Below are 17651 nucleotides of genomic sequence, written 5' to 3'. Positions count from 1 at the left end.
ACCGACCGAAGTCAGTCTGCAATCTATCAGGAAATCGTAACTCCCGCGCTTGCATATCCCGCCACTGTATTAATAAGCGAAAGGCCTGTCGCAGTGGCGGAGAATACCATTAACAGCCGGGTTTGAGGAGTTACCGCAATGTTCAGCCCTGTCGTGATTCCGTTGCTGATGCTGCCGATTGACAATATGCCGGTGAGGGGAGGAGCTAAAGTGACGGATGCTCCGGGGATCGGCGTGAACGTATTGTTCGGCACTGTGGAACTGTATAATTGTGCGGTTATCGTAACAGTCGAGCCGACAAGCGACAATGCTGCGGTTGTACTGAAATAGGCGGCAATTGATGTAATGGTTCCGCTTCTCGGAGCAGAAAAAGCAAAGTTCAGCAGAGTTCCTCCAGCCCCGGTAAGATCAATTGCACCTCCCCCTCCGACATTGACGCCCGTTACAGAATTGCCGAAGCCGACAAGGCTCACCGTTCCGATTAATCCGCCGGCAATGGTCGTCACGGCAGTGGGAAGACCTGAAGCATAGGGAATGATCGCGCCTGCTCCGGTGAGCCCGGTTGCTCCTGTTATTCCTGTCGCTCCGGTATCCCCGGTTACTCCCGTTACTCCGGTCGATCCGGTTACTCCAGTGGCGCCGGTGAGCCCGGTTGCTCCTGTTGCGCCGGTGAGCCCGGTGGCTCCTGTTACTCCAGTATCCCCGGTTACACCGGTAGCACCTGTTACTCCGGTCGCTCCGGTTGCTCCGGTTGCGCCGGTTACTCCCGTTACTCCCGTTACCCCGGTTACTCCGGTTACTCCTGTTACCCCGGTGGCGCCGGTGATCCCGGTTGCTCCCGTTACTCCTGTTGCTCCCGTTATCCCAGTTGATCCGGTTACTCCGGTGGCTCCCGTTATCCCAGTTGATCCCGTGGCTCCCGTTATCCCAGTTGATCCCGTGGCTCCCGTTATCCCAGTTGCGCCGGTTACTCCCGTTACCCCGGTGAGCCCGGTTGATCCGGTTACTCCTGTTGCGCCAGTATCTCCGGTTACTCCCGTTACCCCGGTGGCTCCCGTTATCCCAGTTGCGCCGGTTACTCCGGTCGAGCCGGTGAGCCCGGTTGCTCCCGTTACTCCTGTTGCTCCCGTTATCCCAGTTGCGCCGGTTTCTCCGGTCGCTCCGGTTACTCCGGTTACTCCTGTTACCCCGGTTGCTCCGGTGGCGCCGGTTACTCCCGTTGCTCCCGTTATTCCGGTCGATCCAGTAGCTCCGGTTACTCCCGTTACCCCGGTGGCTCCGGTTACCCCGGTTACTCCTGTTGCTCCGGTTACCCCAGTTGCTCCGGTTACTCCTGTTGCCCCGGTCGCTCCGGTTACTCCTGTTGCGCCAGTATCTCCGGTTACTCCTGTTGCCCCGGTCGCTCCAGTTGCGCCGGTTACTCCCGTTACTCCCGTTACCCCGGTGGCTCCTGTTGCCCCGGTTGCTCCGGTTACTCCGGTTGTTCCCGTTACTCCGATGGCTCCCGTTATTCCAGTTGCGCCGGTTACTCCGGTTACTCCTGTTACCCCGGTTGCTCCTGTTGCCCCGGTGGCGCCGGTGAGCCCGGTTGCTCCCGTTACTCCTGTTGCTCCCGTTATCCCAGTTGATCCGGTTACTCCGGTGGCTCCCGTTATCCCAGTTGATCCCGTTACTCCCGTGGCTCCCGTTATCCCAGTTGCGCCGGTTACTCCGGTCGAGCCGGTGAGCCCGGTTGCTCCTGTTGCCCCGGTTGCTCCAGTATCTCCGGTCGCTCCGGTTACTCCGGTGGTTCCCGTTATCCCAGTTGCGCCGGTTACTCCGGTTGCGCCGGTGAGCCCGGTTGCTCCTGTTACTCCAGTATCCCCGGTTACACCGGTAGCACCGGTGAGCCCGGTTGCTCCTGTTACTCCAGTATCCCCGGTTACACCGGTAGCACCTGTTACTCCGGTCGAGCCTGTTACTCCAGCGGCTCCCGTTATTCCTGTCGCTCCAGTATCTCCGGTTATCCCGGTTGCTCCGGTTACTCCGGTGGCGCCGGTTATTCCATTCGAGCCTGTTACTCCCGTTGCTCCGGTTAATCCCGTTGCTCCCGTTACCCCGGTGGCTCCAGTCGCGCCGGGATCTCCAGTGACGCCGGTTACCCCAGTCGCTCCGGTATTCCCAGTCGAGCCCGTTGCTCCAGTAACCCCCGTTACTCCAGTGAATCCCGTTGCTCCAGTGAATCCCGTTGCTCCAGTCAGCCCTGTTGCGCCCGTCAGCCCTGTTGCTCCAGTCAGCCCTGTTGCGCCGGTCAGCCCCGTTGCTCCGGTGCACCCCGTTGCTCCGGTGAATCCTCTTACATGAAAATGATTTGGATGACAGCATGGACACCATCTTTCATGACAGCAAGAGTTTTCGCAACAGAATCCTTCACAGCAATGTGCCCGATTTTGATAACTGCGCCTTTGATTTCTTCTTTTATGTTGAAAATGACAGCAACAATCATTGCAATTCCGGCAGTCGCAATCCCAAGAGTCGTATCTGTTATACCAAGTATCTCCTTTTCTCATTACACCACCTCTATTCGCATAATATTTCCACAAGAAAAAAAGGTGTGGCAAAATCCCACTTCTATTGGGCAAATTTTCGAATGGTCTTTAAGGCTACATCATGCACAGCTTTTACAGAAAAAAGACCTAACTGTGCATAAGTCAGGTCTTTCATCTTTAAAATATCAGTCTGCTGTTGTATTAGGTTGTCGGGAAACGAATGCTGTTAAAATCGATATTGAGAGCTGTCGCCGTTGTTATATTATTCGCAGTTGTAAAAATAACTCTCAGCTGGTACGTATTTGTGCCTGCGGTCGGCGCTGTATCCACTGTTGTATCAGCAATCGAGAAATTATCCGTAGCTGCGGTAGTATTAGTTCGCGACAGAGTTCTTGTATGAATTTGTACTGTTCCCCTATATAATCTCACCTCAAAAACAAAGTTTGAATTGGCTGCAGATGTTAACGCGACACTGAGGGCATAATCAAGCTTTACATTCTGCAAAGCATTAACTGGGATTGCCAGCGTAGCAACGGGAACTTCTGTATTTAACGGCGGATAAACAGTGAGCGGCCCGTTGGTTCTTGTGAAAAGCAAGGCCGGTGTACTGCCTGTGGCGCCGGTTACTCCTGTTGGACCGGTTATGCCGGTTACTCCTGTTGGGCCAGTCACTCCTGTTGCACCAGTTAACCCGGTTCCTCCCGTTGGGCCGGTTGAGCCGGTTGGCCCTGTTGCACCGGTTAGTCCGGTCGCTCCAGTTGAACCGGTCGCTCCGGTGGCTCCTGTTACTCCAGTTGCACCCGTTGCTCCAGTTACTCCCGTTGCTCCAGTCAAGCCGGTTGGGCCCGTTATTCCGGTTACTCCGGTCGATCCGGTTGAGCCTGTTGGCCCTGTTGCACCGGTTGGTCCGGTCGCTCCAGTTGAACCGGTCGCTCCGGTGGCTCCTGTTACTCCAGTTGCACCCGTTGCTCCAGTTACTCCCGTGGCTCCAGTCAAGCCGGTTGGGCCCGTTATTCCGGTTACTCCGGTCGATCCGATTGAGCCTGTTGGCCCTGTTGCACCGGTTGGTCCGGTCGCTCCAGTTGAACCGGTCGCTCCGGTGGCTCCGGTGAGCCCGGTTGCTCCCGTTACTCCGGTGGCTCCAGTTAGTCCTGTTACACCAGTTATTCCCGTTACTCCAGTTGGACCAGTTGCTCCGGTTGAACCTGTTACCCCTGTTGCCCCAGTCACTCCAGTTGCACCGGTTGATCCCGTTACTCCGGTGGCTCCAGTCACACCCGTTGAACCGGTTGGGCCTGTCGATCCCGTTGGGCCTGTTATTCCGGTTGTACCGGTTATCCCAGTTGATCCTGTTACACCTGTTGGCCCTGTTGAGCCGGTTTCTCCTGTTGACCCTGTTACACCGGTTGAGCCAGTCGCTCCGGTTATCCCCGTTGGGCCTGTTGCGCCGGTCGCTCCTGTTGATCCCGTGGTTCCGGTTACTCCTGTTGGCCCTGTTGCGCCCGTTTCTCCTGTGGCTCCTGGTTCTCCCGTTGCTCCAGTTGGTCCTGTTACACCAGTTATTCCCGTTACACCAGTTGGACCAGTTGCTCCGGTTGAACCTGTTACCCCTGTTGCCCCAGTCACTCCAGTTGCACCGGTTGATCCCGGCACTCCTGTGGCTCCGGTTAGTCCTGTTACACCAGTTATTCCCGTTACACCAGTTGGACCAGTTGCTCCGGTTGAACCTGTTACCCCTGTTGCCCCAGTCACTCCAGTTGCTCCTGTTGATCCCGTTACTCCGGTGGCTCCAGTCACACCCGATGAACCGGTTGGGCCTGTCGATCCCGTTGAACCGGTTTCTCCTGTTAAGCCGGTTGGGCCTGTCGCGCCTGTTATTCCAGTTAGCCCGGTTACACCAGTTGCGCCTGTTGCTCCGGTTGAGCCTGTTGCTCCGGTTGCGCCCGTTATTCCGATCGCTCCTGTTGCACCTGTTATACCCGTTGCTCCAGTTGCTCCGGTTTCTCCTGTTACACCTGTTGGGCCGGTTGACCCAGTAACTCCATTTGCACCAGTAACTCCATTTGCACCGGTTTCTCCAGTCGGTCCTGTTGATCCCGTTACTCCCGTTACTCCCGTTGCACCGGTTGAACCTGTTGCTCCCGTTGCCCCAGTTACTCCGGTTGAGCCCGTGGTTCCGGTTTCTCCTGTTGATCCTGTTGCGCCGGTTGCGCCGGTTGAACCTGTTGCTCCCGTTACACCGGTTGGGCCGGTTGAGCCTGTCGATCCCGTTGCTCCTGTTACACCAGTTGATCCCGTGACCCCAGTTGGGCCGGTTTCTCCGGTCGAACCTGTTACACCTGTTGGGCCGGTTGGACCGGTCTCTCCCGTTGGGCCGATTTCTCCAGTTACCCCCGACGCCCCTGTTGCGCCGGTTGATCCCGTTGCTCCTGTTGGGCCGGTCGAGCCAGTTTCTCCGGTTGAACCAGTCACTCCAGTGACTCCGGTTGCTCCTGTCGGTCCTGTTGCTCCAGTCGAGCCAGTTTCTCCAGTTGCCCCAGTCACTCCAGTTGGACCGGTTTCTCCAGTCGCTCCGGTTATCCCCGTTGACCCAGTCACTCCCGTTACACCGGTTGGGCCGGTTGAGCCTGTCGATCCCGTTGCTCCTGTTACACCAGTTGATCCCGTGACCCCAGTTGGACCGGTTTCTCCTGTTGCTCCTGTTACTCCAGTTGATCCCGTTGAGCCAGTCGCGCCGGTTTCTCCAGTTGGGCCAGTTTCTCCCATTGCACCGGTTACTCCTGTTGCTCCAGTTACACCGGTTATTCCTGTTGACCCTGTTACACCAGTCGCTCCGGTTACTCCTGTTGACCCTGTTACACCGGTTGAACCAATTGCTCCTGTCACTCCAGTTGCACCTGTTATCCCGGTTGAGCCAGTTGGTCCTGTTACACCAGTTATTCCCGTTACACCAGTTGGACCAGTTGCTCCGGTTGGGCCGGTCTCTCCCGTTGGACCGATTTCTCCAGTTACACCCGTTGCCCCTGTTGGGCCAGTTGATCCCGTTACTCCGGTTGCGCCGGTTTCTCCAGTAGCTCCGGTATCCCCGGTCGAGCCAGTTGCTCCGGTTGAACCTATTATCCCCGTTGCCCCAGTCACTCCAGTTGCACCTGTTGATCCGGTTGCTCCCGTTACACCGGTTGGGCCTGTTGCGCCAGTTACTCCAGTCACTCCGGTTGAGCCAGTAGCTCCGGTATCCCCGGTCGAGCCAGTTACTCCGGTTGCCCCAGTCACTCCAGTTGCACCTGTTGATCCCGTTACTCCGGTTTCTCCTGTCGATCCAGTTGCTCCAGTCACTCCAGTTGGACCAGTCGATCCGGTTACTCCCGTTACCCCAGTCGCTCCTGTTGTTCCCGTTGCCCCTGTCGCTCCTGTTGAACCGGTTGAACCTGTTACTCCTGTTGAGCCTGTTGCTCCTGTTGCTCCTGCTGAACCAGTTGGGCCTGTTGAGCCAGGTGATCCCGTTGCACCTGTTACTCCAGTCGCCCCTGTTACTCCAGTTGAGCCCGTTGAGCCAATCGTGCCAGTTGCTCCGGTTGGGCCGGTCGCTCCAGTTGGACCGATTTCTCCAGTTACACCCGTTGCCCCTGTTGGGCCAGTTGATCCCGTTACTCCGGTTGCGCCGGTTTCTCCAGTAGCTCCGGTATCCCCGGTCGAGCCAGTTGCTCCGGTTGAACCTGTTATCCCCGTTGCCCCAGTCACTCCAGTTGCACCTGTTGATCCGGTTGCTCCCGTTGAGCCGGTTGGGCCTGTCGATCCCGTTACACCAGTTGGGCCGGTTACTCCGGTTGAACCTGTTACTCCAGTTGATCCCGTTACACCAGTTATCCCCGTTACACCAGTTGGACCCGTTGCTCCGGTTTCTCCTGTCGCCCCGGTTACTCCGGTTGTACCCGTGATTCCGGTTGGGCCTGTTATTCCTGTTGCTCCGGTTTCTCCTGTCGCCCCAGTCACACCCGTTGCTCCAGCCACACCCGTTGGACCGGTTGGCCCTGTTACTCCTGTTGGGCCGGTTGAACCGGTTGTGCCTGTCGATCCCGTTGGGCCTGTTATTCCGGTTGTACCGGTTGCACCAGTCGCTCCTGTTGCACCGGTTGAGCCTGTTGCCCCGGTTGATCCCGTTATTCCGGTCGCTCCTGTTGCACCGGTTGAGCCTGTTGCTCCGGTTATCCCCGTTTCTCCAGTCACTCCAGTTGCTCCGGTTTCTCCTGTTACACCGGTTGGGCCGGTTGATCCTGTTGGACCCGTGATTCCGGTTGGGCCTGTTATTCCTGTTGCTCCGGTTTCTCCTGTTGAGCCAGTTTCTCCAGTTGCACCGGTTGAGCCAGTTGGGCCTGTTGCACCTGTTGCTCCGGTTACTCCAGTTACACCAGTTGGGCCGGTTTCTCCCGTTGCCCCAGTTACTCCTGTTGGGCCAGTTACTCCCGTTGCTCCGGTTACTCCAGTTTCTCCAGTTACTCCAGTTTCTCCGGTTGAGCCAGTTGCTCCCGTTGCTCCGGTCGCTCCGGTTGAGCCTGTTGATCCTGTTACTCCAGTCAAACCGGTTGAACCCGTGGTCCCGGTTGCTCCTGTTGCTCCTGTTGATCCTGTTAAACCTGTTGGCCCTGTTGCGCCGGTTGGACCCGTTAGGCCTGTTGTACCTGTTGACCCGGTTGCTCCTGTTACTCCTGTTGGGCCGGTTTCTCCCGTTGAGCCAGTCGGTCCGGTTGAACCAATTGCTCCGGTCGCTCCAGTTGCACCTGTTATCCCGGTTGAGCCCGTGACCCCAGTTGCACCGGTTGAGCCAGTTGGTCCTGTTACACCAGTCGAACCGGTTGTTCCTGTTACTCCTGTTGGACCGGTTTCTCCCGTTGCCCCAGTTACTCCGGTCGCTCCGGTTACTCCGGTTGAACCTGTTACTCCAGTTGATCCCGTTGCGCCTGTTGGGCCAGTTTCTCCTGTTGGGCCAGTTTCTCCCATTCCCCCGGTTACTCCTGTTGCTCCAGTTACACCGGTTATTCCTGTTGACCCTGTTACACCGGTTGCGCCAGTCGCTCCTGTTATCCCCGTTGCACCAGTCGCTCCAGTTGCACCTGTTTCACCTGTTGAGCCAGTAATCCCTGTTGCACCGGTTTCTCCGGTTGATCCTGTTGATCCGGTTGGACCGGTCTCTCCCGTTGAGCCGATTTCTCCAGTTACCCCCGTTGCCCCGGTTGGGCCGGTTGATCCTGTTACACCTGTTGCTCCAGTCACTCCGGTTGAGCCAGTCACTCCGGTTGAGCCAGTCACTCCGGTTGAGCCAGTCACTCCGGTTGAGCCAGTCACTCCGGTTGAGCCAGTCACTCCGGTTGAGCCAGTCACTCCGGTTGAGCCAGTCGCTCCTGTTATCCCCGTCGCACCGGTTTCTCCTGTCGCTCCCGTGACCCCAGTCGGGCCAGTCACACCAGTTGCTCCGGTTGGGCCGGTTGATCCTGTTACACCTGTTGCTCCAGTCACTCCGGTTGAGCCGGTTATCCCAGTTGATCCTGTTACACCAGTTACCCCAGTCGATCCTGTTGCTCCAGTTACTCCTGTTGGGCCAGTTTCTCCTGTTGATCCTGTTGCGCCGGTTGGGCCTGTTGCGCCGGTCGCCCCGGATGCACCCGTCGCTCCAGTTTCTCCTGTTGAACCAGTTACACCAGTTGGACCGGTTGAGCCAGTTACACCGGTCGCTCCGGTTTCTCCTGTTGCACCAGTCGAGCCGGTTTCTCCTGTTGCACCAGTCGAGCCGGTTGTTCCCGCTCCCCCGGTTACACCAGTTACCCCAGTCGATCCTGTTGCGCCGGTTGGGCCTGTTGAACCAGTTACACCAGTCACTCCTGTTGAACCGGTTGAACCAGTTGGTCCTGTCGATCCGGTTGGGCCTGTTGCACCAGTTGAGCCGGTCGTTCCTGTTGAGCCTGTTATTCCGGTTCGGCCGGTTACACCAGTTGAGCCAGTCACTCCAGTTGCACCAGTCACTCCAGTTGCACCAGTTTCTCCTGTTACACCCGTTGAACCTGTTCCCCCGGTTGCGCCTGTTTCTCCAGTTAATCCCGTCGCACCAGTTGAGCCGGTTGCGCCTGTCGGTCCGGTTGTTCCCGTTCCCCCGGTTACACCCGTTACCCCAGTCGCTCCTGTCGATCCAGTTGGACCCGTTACTCCGGTGGGGCCTGTTGATCCCGTTGCGCCTGTTATTCCTGTTGACCCGCTTACTCCGGTTGGACCAGTTACACCAGTCGCTCCTGTTGATCCTGTCAACCCGATTGAGCCGGTTACTCCAGTTGGTCCTGCTGATCCTGTTACTCCAGTTGATCCCGTTACACCAGTCGGGCCGGTAACTCCTGTTATTCCGGTTGAACCGGTTACACCAGTTGGACCCGTTTCTCCGGTTAAACCGATTGTGCCTGTCGATCCCGTTGCACCCGTTGAGCCGGTTTCTCCTGTTGCACCAGTCACTCCCGTTGAACCAGTTGGACCCGTTACTCCAGTCGGGCCGGTTGGGCCGGTTGCTCCGGTTGCTCCTGTCGCTCCTGTTATCCCCGTCGCCCCGGTTTCTCCTGTCGATCCCGTGATCCCAGTCGGGCCAGTCACACCAGTTGCTCCGGTTGGACCAGTTACACCAGTTGGGCCGGTTGGACCTGTCACTCCGATTGATCCTGTTACTCCCGTTGCCCCTGTTACACCAGTTGGTCCTGTGGCGCCAGTTACTCCGGTCGCTCCTCTTGCTCCGGTCACTCCAGTTGAACCGATTGCTCCTGTCGACCCCGTCGCTCCTGTTGGCCCTGTTGCCCCGGTTGAACCTGTTGCTCCCGTTACACCAGTTACTCCGGTCGCTCCTCTTGCTCCGGTCACTCCTGTGGGGCCCGTCACTCCTGTGGGACCTGTAATTCCTGTAACGCCAGGTTCACCCCCGGTTTGCGCCAATGAAACGTCGTCTATTAAAACCGTGCCGGAAGAAACTTTACTTAATACAATGACGGCAGAGGCCGCGCCAGAAGGCACACTGCTTGTTTTATAGATTTCAGACCATGTGTGAAAGAGCACGTTCGGCAAATTTCCGGGTGTAATATTTTCTTGAATGGAACTGATTTGTTCACCTGCTGCGCTGACATAGATGATCTGGAGAGTTACTTGGGGACTTGGCTCATTTCCGAGCGTTGCGAGTGATACGAATAGAGTCAGTGACTTGGCTGAAATGGGAACGATTTGACTGAGGTAAGCATATGGCTGAGCTCCAATAAATTGCGCGGAATATCTCCCTGAATGTGCAAACAAACTGTTAATCTGGGTATTGGCCGAACTCCACCCCGCTAATGTGCTGGTTTCAAAGCTCCCGTTTATAATCGGATTATTCATTCAATCTTTTTCCCTCTCCTTCCCGTTGTTGACCGTCTTACCTATTAAGACAGCATATTAATACGGGCTGTGTTTTGACAACCTAAATAAAAAAGGTGATTTCTATTCATCACCTTAGTCCGATCCTTGAATGGGGAATCCCGTCGCAATGAGGGAGCGGTTTGCCGCTGCGACTTGTGTTACGTAGTTCGAAGAAAGGACGGATAAATAGAGCTGGTACGCGGCTGTTTCATCCGCCTTCATTTCGTCGATGTACGTAAAAGGAATTCCTATGATTTGTCCGCCTGAAGAAAAGAGGTTCCGCTCTTGTCTCTGTGTTTGTATCGATACGCCATTTCTTTGCAGATCGACAGCTAAGACCAATGAGAAATGAGACGCGAGCGGGTCTAATTCCACATTTACTTGTATGACGGCATCCGTTTTCACCAATTGATCTGTCGGCGCGGCTATCACTGTGCTTAACACGTTTATCGGTGTTCCTTCTAACGGAATCATCATCTGGTCTGCTGTATTGTGAAAAGCTACCGCAGGAACCGCTCCCGGCGGACCCTCAGGCCCCGGGGGACCGGGCGGACCCGCCTCCCCTTGCGGACCGCGGGAGCCGGCGGGTCCTCTTTTGCCTTCGGGACCTCGCAGCCCGGGTACGCACAAGGCAGATCGATTTTCATCTGAAGATGGAAACCGTTTTTCCGTCCCTGTTTCCGGTCTTTCAAGTTCACATGGTAATTGTTCATACCGGCCTTTCATATGTCTGCTCATATATTTGTAAGGTTTCTGTTTCAATATCATGTATTGATCACGGCCGCTGCTCATATTATCACCCCGGCCATATTCTATTCGCACTGAAGTCATCATGTGCAGGCCCTTCCCATTCCCTACAGAAATAAAAAAAGGCAGACCTGAGTCTGCCTTTTTTCTTCTACCATAACCCTAATACTTTCCACCATAATCCGCCGATCACAAGCCATGTCACAATATGGACGATTGACAGGATAAAGCCGATGGACCACCATTTGCTTTGCGATATATAACCCGCTCCGAAAAAGACCGGAGCCGCTCCTGAGCCGTAATGCGTCGTAGAACCGAAAAGGTTGCTGAAAAACGCCAGGCTGAGCGCCGCCAACAGCGGCGGAGCGCCTGCCGCCACGATGACGGCGAGAAATGCCGCATACATGGCGCTGATATGCGCGGTTGCGCTCGCAAAGAAGTAATGCGTGTAATAATACACGACAATCAGAATCATAAATGCCACAATCCATGAAAAACCGGAAACAGAAGATTTCATCATATTGCTGAACCAAGACACCATACCGAGCTCATTCAGGAAATTCGCCAGCATCACAAGCGCCGCGAACCAAGTCAGCGTATCCCATGCACCTTGTTCTTTTTTGATGTCCTCCCATGTTAATACCTGTGACAAAAGCAAAACGGATAATCCGATCAGGGCCGTCGTCGTTGCGTCAATATTTAAGCTTCCTCCGAAAATCCACAGCGCAAGCACCAATAAAAAGACGATGACCATGGAGAGTTCGGATTTTTTAAACGGACCCATTTCTTTCAATTTTTCCGTTGCGATTTTAGCCGCATCCGGTGTTTCTTTAATTTCCGGCGGATACAGCTTATAAATGACGAGCGGCGTAATGATTAAGCTCGCCAATCCCGGTACAATGGCCGCGATTGCCCAGCTTGTCCATGTGATGTCCACCCCTGCGACATCGTGGGCCAGCTTGGCGATCAGCGGGTTCGCCGCCATTGCCGTCAAAAACATCGCAGACGTAATCAAGTTTCCTTGAAAACCGGTTTTTAATAAGAAAGCGCCGATTTTCCGCTCTGTTCCGTCTGCCGGCGTTGATCCGAAAGTTTCGGATAATGATCTGATAATAGGAAAAATAATGCCGCCCGCCCGTGCCGTGTTGCTCGGAATGGCAGGTGATAAAATTAAATCACTGAAAAGCAGTGAATAAGAAAGGCCGAGTGTTTTCTTCCCGAACCGTTGTACGAATACGTAAGAAATCCTGGCGCCGAGCCCGGTTTTGATGAACCCCCGGGAAATAAAAAAGGCGATGACAATCAGCCAGATTGTCTTGTTTCCAAATCCGCTTAACGTATTTTCAATAGATAGCGTTCCCGTTAACGCGGTGACTGCCAATGCAAAAATTGCAATTGCGCCCATTGGCAAGGGCTTGGAGATAAAGCCGATAATTGTTGCGACAAAAATAGCGAACAAATGCCATGCTTTAGGTTCAAGTCCGGACGGCGCGGGAATAAACCAAATGATTAATCCCACAGCAACAGTAATAAGCAAAGGAATGATTTTTACTGCCTGCTGTTTTTTTGCGTCTTTTTCTGAAGCCATTACAGGTCTCCTCCTATTTTGTTGTCTTCCATCCCCTATCCCATTTTACTACTTAACTAAGTTAATAAACGTTTTTGTTAATTAAAAAACACAAAGGAATATTTTCCTTTGTGTTTCTTGTTTCTTATTTTAATATGCCCGACCCGGCTTTAGATATAACATCTGATTTTACATTTGATGATGAGCCGATGGAACCGTGCAATGACGGTGTCCAGCCGACGGACTGACTTAATCCGTTGGCGGCTGACGCGTTAATTGAGGCGCCGTTTAAAAGAGTGCCGTCTTCATGAAGCGCTTTTCCGCCGCTGAAGACGCTGATGACTTTATCAGCAGCCAGTCCCGGCACTTCAAAGACATTATTCTGGGCATATATTTTTGACGCATGTCCTGCGCCCCACGCATAGCTGAACGGGTATGCGGCGCTTTTAGAGCCTGCGTAAAAATTATTATAAATATGAACCTGCCCGTACCGGACCCGCGGTGCGCGCTGGACGATGTTCTGGTAATAGTTATGGTGAATGGTCACCTTCAGTTTTCCTTCATCCGACGTCTTGCTGTCGCTGTTTCCGATGACGGAGCCTTTGTCGTGGTCATGATATTTATTATAGGACAATGTAATATAATTCGCTCCGTTGGCTATATCCGTCTGGCCGTCATGGTGCTGATATTTTCTCCCGTAATAGTAGGGAAAACCGCTGTCGGGATTCGATCCGTCATTAAAGGTGCAATGATCGATCCAGATGTGCGTCGCGCCGTTAATGGTGATATTGTCATATTCCGAGTTCCAGTTGCCGCTGCTGCCGTCCGTCGGGTCCCATTGCGGAAAATAGTCGTAAGCGTCTTGAAATTCAATGTTGCGGATGATGACATTGTCGACGCCGTTCTTTATATTAAAACTTCCGCCTGCCACTTTGGCATTTGAACCCGAGCCGATGATCGTCGTATTTGAAGGAATGTCAACCACGACCCGTGCCTTCTGGTTTTTTTGCGAACGCTGTCTGGCGTCTTCCTGGGTGCCTGACGGCGCTTTTTTCCCCCATTTGTCCGGGTCGTACGCCTTCAGATAGGCGTTCGGATCATATGCCGGATCTTTATAATCATCAAAGCCGAGCGTTTTATTGCGGTCGTCCGTATTCATATTGATTGTGCCTTGTATGTAAATAATCTTCGGCGTGCTGTTGGCGCTTCCCCCTAATGCAGAAACGAGCTGCTGTCTGTTTGATACGGTGTATACATTCGATGAAGAGGCTTTCGCGCCGCCGGTTGTCCCGCCGGAAGCGGCTCCCCAGCCGTCATTTGTTCCTAACGTCTGCCGTCCCAGATCAGCGGCATGGACGCCCGCAGGGATCATACATAAACAAACCACCAGCATAAATAACATTTTTTTCATGAATTGTGCTCCTCCTGATTTTTCATTCCAATTTATTACAATCGAATTGTATCAAATCAGTTGAGAAACAGCACCGAAAATGTACAGAATGTGCCTTTCGGTTTTATTGCGGAAACCGCAAAAAAATCCCAAGGGACCGAAAACCCCTTGGGATCTGTTCAGCTTACGCCCATGATTTTACTTTTTCGTTATCCGTGACAAACAGAAGAACTTTTCCTTCATCTAAGCGCTTTTCAAATTGTGATGCTTCCTCTTCCGAAAAGCCGATTTCGTGAATTTTGTTGCGGAGCTCGTCGCCTTTTTTATTAAACATATTGCCGACCGCGTGTTTAATGCCCGTTTCTTTCGCTCCGATGGTATTGACATCAGTATTATCGGCCAGGCGGTCCGTTCTGTCGTCATCATGAGAAAGCACATATACGTCTTCTTTTGCGACACCCAATTGCTGAAGCTCTTTTACGTCCTGCATCAGTTTTTGATCATTTGTATATTCTCTTACTACCGGTTTCATTGATAAGTCCTCCCTTTTGTTTTTGTATATTGGATGTTTACCCGCTCAACCAAAGGTCAAACAAAAGAAAGAGAGTTCCGGGAAGAAACGGGCAGATTGTCGGTGGATATTTTCTGGCGGGACATGTTACAGTAGGGAAAGCTACTTTTATCAGAAAAATAAAAATCTTCATGAGCCGATTAAGCAGGGAGGTGGTTCCTATTCATTACTTTTCACCGGAACAGCGATTTAACGCTTGGGTTGTCAGTGATTTAGTGAAGCAGGTATTCCGCCGGCATACCCGCTGCCCGGATGGAATAAAAGAGCTTACGGCCTTTGCTGAAGATACTTTTCATATTAATATCGATTTCGTTTTCTCTATCATTATCAATATCGGTGATATCGAATCCGTTCTGCCGAAAGAAATTGAAAATAGGCTGGGTTCTTATCTGACCGCGCTTCAGCCCGTCGTTACCGCTGACATGCTTCATTCTTCAAAAACGAATGCCTATGAATATTTGGAACATGAGAAAAACACCGATGTGTACCGGTTATTCTATTAAATATGCATATAAGGAAAGAAGGGCCCTGGCCCTTCTTTTTTTATGACCGCTGACGGTTTGATTTTGTAATCGGGAAATGGTTCGTGTTACATTTGGAACAACCACTTATCTTGAAGGAGGATTCAGTATGCCGAATAATCAGCAGCAAATTCAATTGGCAAGACGCCCCAAAGGCGTTCCCGCCCATGACGATTTCCGCTTTGAAACGATTGCCGTACCCGAACCGAAAGACGGCGAAGTGCTTGTGAAAACGAGTTATGTGTCCGTTGATCCGTACATGCGCGGACGGATGCAGGATACAAAATCATATGTAGAGCCGTTCGCTTTAGATGAAGCCATAACAGGCGGAGTGATTGCCGAGGTTCTGACAGATGGCGATCAGCTGAAAAAAGGAGATGTTGTGATCGGAAATCTCGCGTGGCAGGAATATTCAGCCGTCAATGAGTCCGCCCTCCGCAAGTTGGATACGGATATCGCACCCGCCCAGGCGTATCTCGGCATTTTAGGGATGACCGGACTGACCGCTTACTTCGGGCTGCTCGACATCGGCCGTCCGAAAAAAGGTGAAACCGTCGTCGTTTCAGGCGCGGCAGGCGCCGTCGGCTCAACAGTCGGACAGATTGCCAAAATCAAAGGCGCGCGGGTTGTCGGCATCGCCGGATCTGATGAAAAAATCGCGTATTTGAAAGAGGAGCTTCAATTTGATGAAGCCATTAATTACAAAACGGCGGATGATATTCAAAAAGCGCTGGAACAGGCATGTCCTGACGGCGTCGATGTCTATTTTGACAATGTCGGCGGACCGATTTCAGATGCGGTGATAAACCTGCTGAATGAATTCGCCCGCATTCCGGTATGCGGAGCGATCTCATCGTACAATACCGAAAGTGAAGAAGAAGACATGGGCCCCCGCGTCCAGCCGAAGCTGATCAAAACAAAAGCGCTGATGCAGGGATTCATCGTCAGTGATTATGCTGACCGCTTTTCTGAAGGCGCGAAACAATTGGCCGAATGGCTTAAGGACGGAAAGCTTCATTATGAAGAAACGATTACGGAAGGATTCAGCAATATTCCTGACGCGTTCCTCGGCCTGTTTAAAGGAGAAAATAAAGGCAAACAGATCATCAAAGTCAGTGATCTATGTTAACATGATGATGAAAAAAAGGAGGGCTTTGTCCCCTCCTTTTCTGTTTATTTGGGATCAGCCGCGAAGAATCAAAGTAAGAAAGCCGTCTTCATCCGGCTCCGTATCTTCCAAAGTGAATCCCGCTGCTTGAGCAGGCTAAACTGATTTGATTGTCTTTTTCGATGCTTGCCGCCTATTCCCCACGCTGGTAAACCCAGGATCAGTCAGCAGTTTTTGCAAGATCTGTTTTCCGTACCCTTGAAGCTGGTATAAAGGATTGACGATCAACCCGATATACGCCCGCTCATCCACAAACTCTATAGAGACCATGCCTGCCGGACACTCCCCGTCATATGCCATAATGACAGTATCGTCTTCATCTTTATTCAATCGTGCATACCACGCGTCTAATGGCAGTATCGCATCCATTCTCCGTTTGATATTATCGTTCTTAAACCAGTGTTCAAGTATTTTCAGCTCGGGTTCCTTCAATATTTGACATCTGTCTATTGAAACCATCTTCCCGCCCCCGCCTGAACCTTTTCTATTATTTTACAACAAAAAAAGAAGGGCTTCCCGCCCTCCGTTTCTTATTTCTCAGATAGTTTTCCGCCTGAATAAACGGCCTCTTTCAGCTCAATTCCGAGTGATTTGGCCATTTTTTTCAGTTTGGATTCTTCCATCGGCGTGACAAGGCTGAGTACGGTTCCTTCTTTACCGGCCCGCCCCGTCCGGCCGGATCTGTGGATATATCCGTCTTCATTCGGTATGTCCGCGTGAATGACGTACGGAAGATCATCGATATCAAGTCCGCGCGCCGCAATGTCAGTCGCCAGAAGCAGCGGAAATTCTCCCCGTTCAAACGCTGATAATATCTTTGCCCGCTCCATTTTTTTCGCTTCTCCATGCAGGATGCCGAGATCCACGTGATGATAGGCGAGTTTTTCCGCATAGACGCTTAAATTTCCGATATCTCTGACGAACACGAGCGCCTGCATGCCGTTCAGCCGTGACAGCTTTTGCAATAGCTTTACTTTATCCCGCTGATCGCAGACGAGATATTGATGCGTGACCCGTGCTTTTTCCGCCGTATTCCGCTCCACTTTCAAAACGGCCGGTTCGTGTGCGATGGTATTCAGCACCTGTTCTGTTTCCGGCTGCAGCGTAGCGGAAAAGCTTAAAAGCTGTCGGTCTTTCAGCGTCGTTTTAATAATTTTTTTCATCGTTTCGCGGTGTTCCTGTGTCACGAGCTGATCCGCTTCATCAAGAACGATCGTCTTGACTTCATGCATTTTCAGCTTTTTCGCCTGAATCAATTCGAGCACCCTGCCCGGTGTGCCCGCAATGATATGCGGTTTATTTTTGAGCTTTTCCACCTGCTTTTTCACGTTTGCTCCGCCGATCAAAGACAAAGCGCGAAGATCAGAGCCTTTTTTCCACTCCTGAATCACTTGGAAAATCTGCATCACCAGCTCGCGGGACGGCGCTAAAATGATCACTTGCGGATGTTTCTGTTCCGGGTTGATCCGCTCCAGAACCGGAAGCGTGTACGCCAATGTTTTTCCCGTTCCCGTCGGGGATTCGGCGATGACGTCTTTCCCTTCCATGATCACCTGAGCGGCTTTTTCCTGAATGACGGTCGGCTCCTGAAAACCTGAGGCCTCCCAGTTTTCGGCGATAAATGGTTGTGTATGCTGTAAAAATGGCCATGTTTGGGTCATGTCGTTCTCCTCAATTCTTAAAATCTACTCCATAGTATCTCAAATGCACGCGCCAAACGCAATTTTCTTTTTCCTTCCAAGC

9 protein-coding genes and 1 pseudogene are annotated in these 17651 nt (G+C 52.8%); 2 read left to right on the top strand and 8 right to left on the bottom strand.

Annotated elements, in window-relative coordinates; translation table 11 throughout:
- Window positions 1-26: 26 nt before the first annotated feature.
- From GNE05_RS21390 to GNE05_RS04160, 6 genes are all read right to left on the bottom strand, one after another.
- Window positions 27-2549: an exosporium glycoprotein BclB-related protein gene (locus tag GNE05_RS21390; protein WP_160182476.1), complete on the bottom strand. Its 2523-nt coding sequence runs from the start codon at window positions 2547-2549 to the stop codon at window positions 27-29.
- A gap of 180 nt (window positions 2550-2729) precedes the next feature.
- Complete coding sequence (locus GNE05_RS21505; RefSeq protein ID WP_442858622.1) at window positions 2730-9923, bottom strand: NTTRR-F1 domain; 7194 nt, start codon at window positions 9921-9923, stop codon at window positions 2730-2732.
- 114 nt (window positions 9924-10037) lie between these two features.
- Complete coding sequence (locus GNE05_RS04175; RefSeq protein ID WP_061861951.1) at window positions 10038-10736, bottom strand: hypothetical protein; 699 nt, start codon at window positions 10734-10736, stop codon at window positions 10038-10040.
- Between the two features lie 106 nt (window positions 10737-10842).
- Window positions 10843-12279, bottom strand: coding sequence for an anion permease (locus GNE05_RS04170; RefSeq protein WP_007408966.1), 1437 nt, complete (start codon window positions 12277-12279; stop codon window positions 10843-10845).
- Window positions 12280-12403: 124 nt separating this feature from the next.
- Window positions 12404-13669, bottom strand: a complete 1266-nt coding sequence (locus tag GNE05_RS04165) for a pectate lyase (RefSeq protein ID WP_160182475.1) — start codon at window positions 13667-13669, stop codon at window positions 12404-12406.
- A 163-nt stretch (window positions 13670-13832) separates the two neighbouring features.
- Complete coding sequence (locus tag GNE05_RS04160) at window positions 13833-14180, bottom strand: YflT domain-containing protein (RefSeq protein WP_003155650.1); 348 nt, start codon at window positions 14178-14180, stop codon at window positions 13833-13835.
- 191 nt (window positions 14181-14371) lie between these two features.
- On the opposite strand from GNE05_RS04160, the gene GNE05_RS04155 reads away from it, so the two are divergent.
- Window positions 14372-14722 (top strand): DUF3212 family protein, encoded by a 351-nt coding sequence (locus GNE05_RS04155; protein WP_007610002.1) that lies wholly within the window; start codon window positions 14372-14374, stop codon window positions 14720-14722.
- A gap of 127 nt (window positions 14723-14849) precedes the next feature.
- Complete coding sequence (locus GNE05_RS04150; protein ID WP_061861949.1) at window positions 14850-15869, top strand: NADP-dependent oxidoreductase; 1020 nt, start codon at window positions 14850-14852, stop codon at window positions 15867-15869.
- A 54-nt stretch (window positions 15870-15923) separates the two neighbouring features.
- Here GNE05_RS04150 and GNE05_RS04145 read toward each other — a convergent pair.
- Both GNE05_RS04145 and GNE05_RS04140 read right to left on the bottom strand, forming a co-directional pair.
- Window positions 15924-16367, bottom strand: a pseudogene (locus tag GNE05_RS04145) (GNAT family N-acetyltransferase).
- 71 nt (window positions 16368-16438) lie between these two features.
- Entirely contained in the window at window positions 16439-17569 is a 1131-nt protein-coding gene (locus GNE05_RS04140; protein ID WP_021495144.1) for a DEAD/DEAH box helicase, read from the bottom strand.
- Window positions 17570-17651 lie beyond the last annotated feature (82 nt).

It is taken from the genome of Bacillus sp. AM1(2019), assembly GCF_009906915.1.
Classification (GTDB): domain Bacteria; phylum Bacillota; class Bacilli; order Bacillales; family Bacillaceae; genus Bacillus; species Bacillus velezensis.
The sequence above is the reverse complement of the archived record's forward strand: the minus strand, read 5'-3'. Positions and strand labels throughout refer to the sequence as shown.

Bases quoted from the DNA above. Each gene is read 5' to 3' on its own strand.
- GNE05_RS21390 (WP_160182476.1), bottom strand. From the start codon at position 2,549: ATGAGAAAAGGAGATACTTGGTATAACAGATACGACTCTTGGGATTGC.
- GNE05_RS21505 (WP_442858622.1), bottom strand. From the start codon at position 9,923: ATGAATAATCCGATTATAAACGGGAGCTTTGAAACCAGCACATTAGCG.
- GNE05_RS04175 (WP_061861951.1), bottom strand. From the start codon at position 10,736: ATGAGCAGCGGCCGTGATCAATACATGATATTGAAACAGAAACCTTAC.
- GNE05_RS04170 (WP_007408966.1), bottom strand. From the start codon at position 12,279: ATGGCTTCAGAAAAAGACGCAAAAAAACAGCAGGCAGTAAAAATCATT.
- GNE05_RS04165 (WP_160182475.1), bottom strand. From the start codon at position 13,669: ATGAAAAAAATGTTATTTATGCTGGTGGTTTGTTTATGTATGATCCCT.
- GNE05_RS04160 (WP_003155650.1), bottom strand. From the start codon at position 14,180: ATGAAACCGGTAGTAAGAGAATATACAAATGATCAAAAACTGATGCAG.
- GNE05_RS04150 (WP_061861949.1), top strand. From the start codon at position 14,850: ATGCCGAATAATCAGCAGCAAATTCAATTGGCAAGACGCCCCAAAGGC.
- GNE05_RS04140 (WP_021495144.1), bottom strand. From the start codon at position 17,569: ATGACCCAAACATGGCCATTTTTACAGCATACACAACCATTTATCGCC.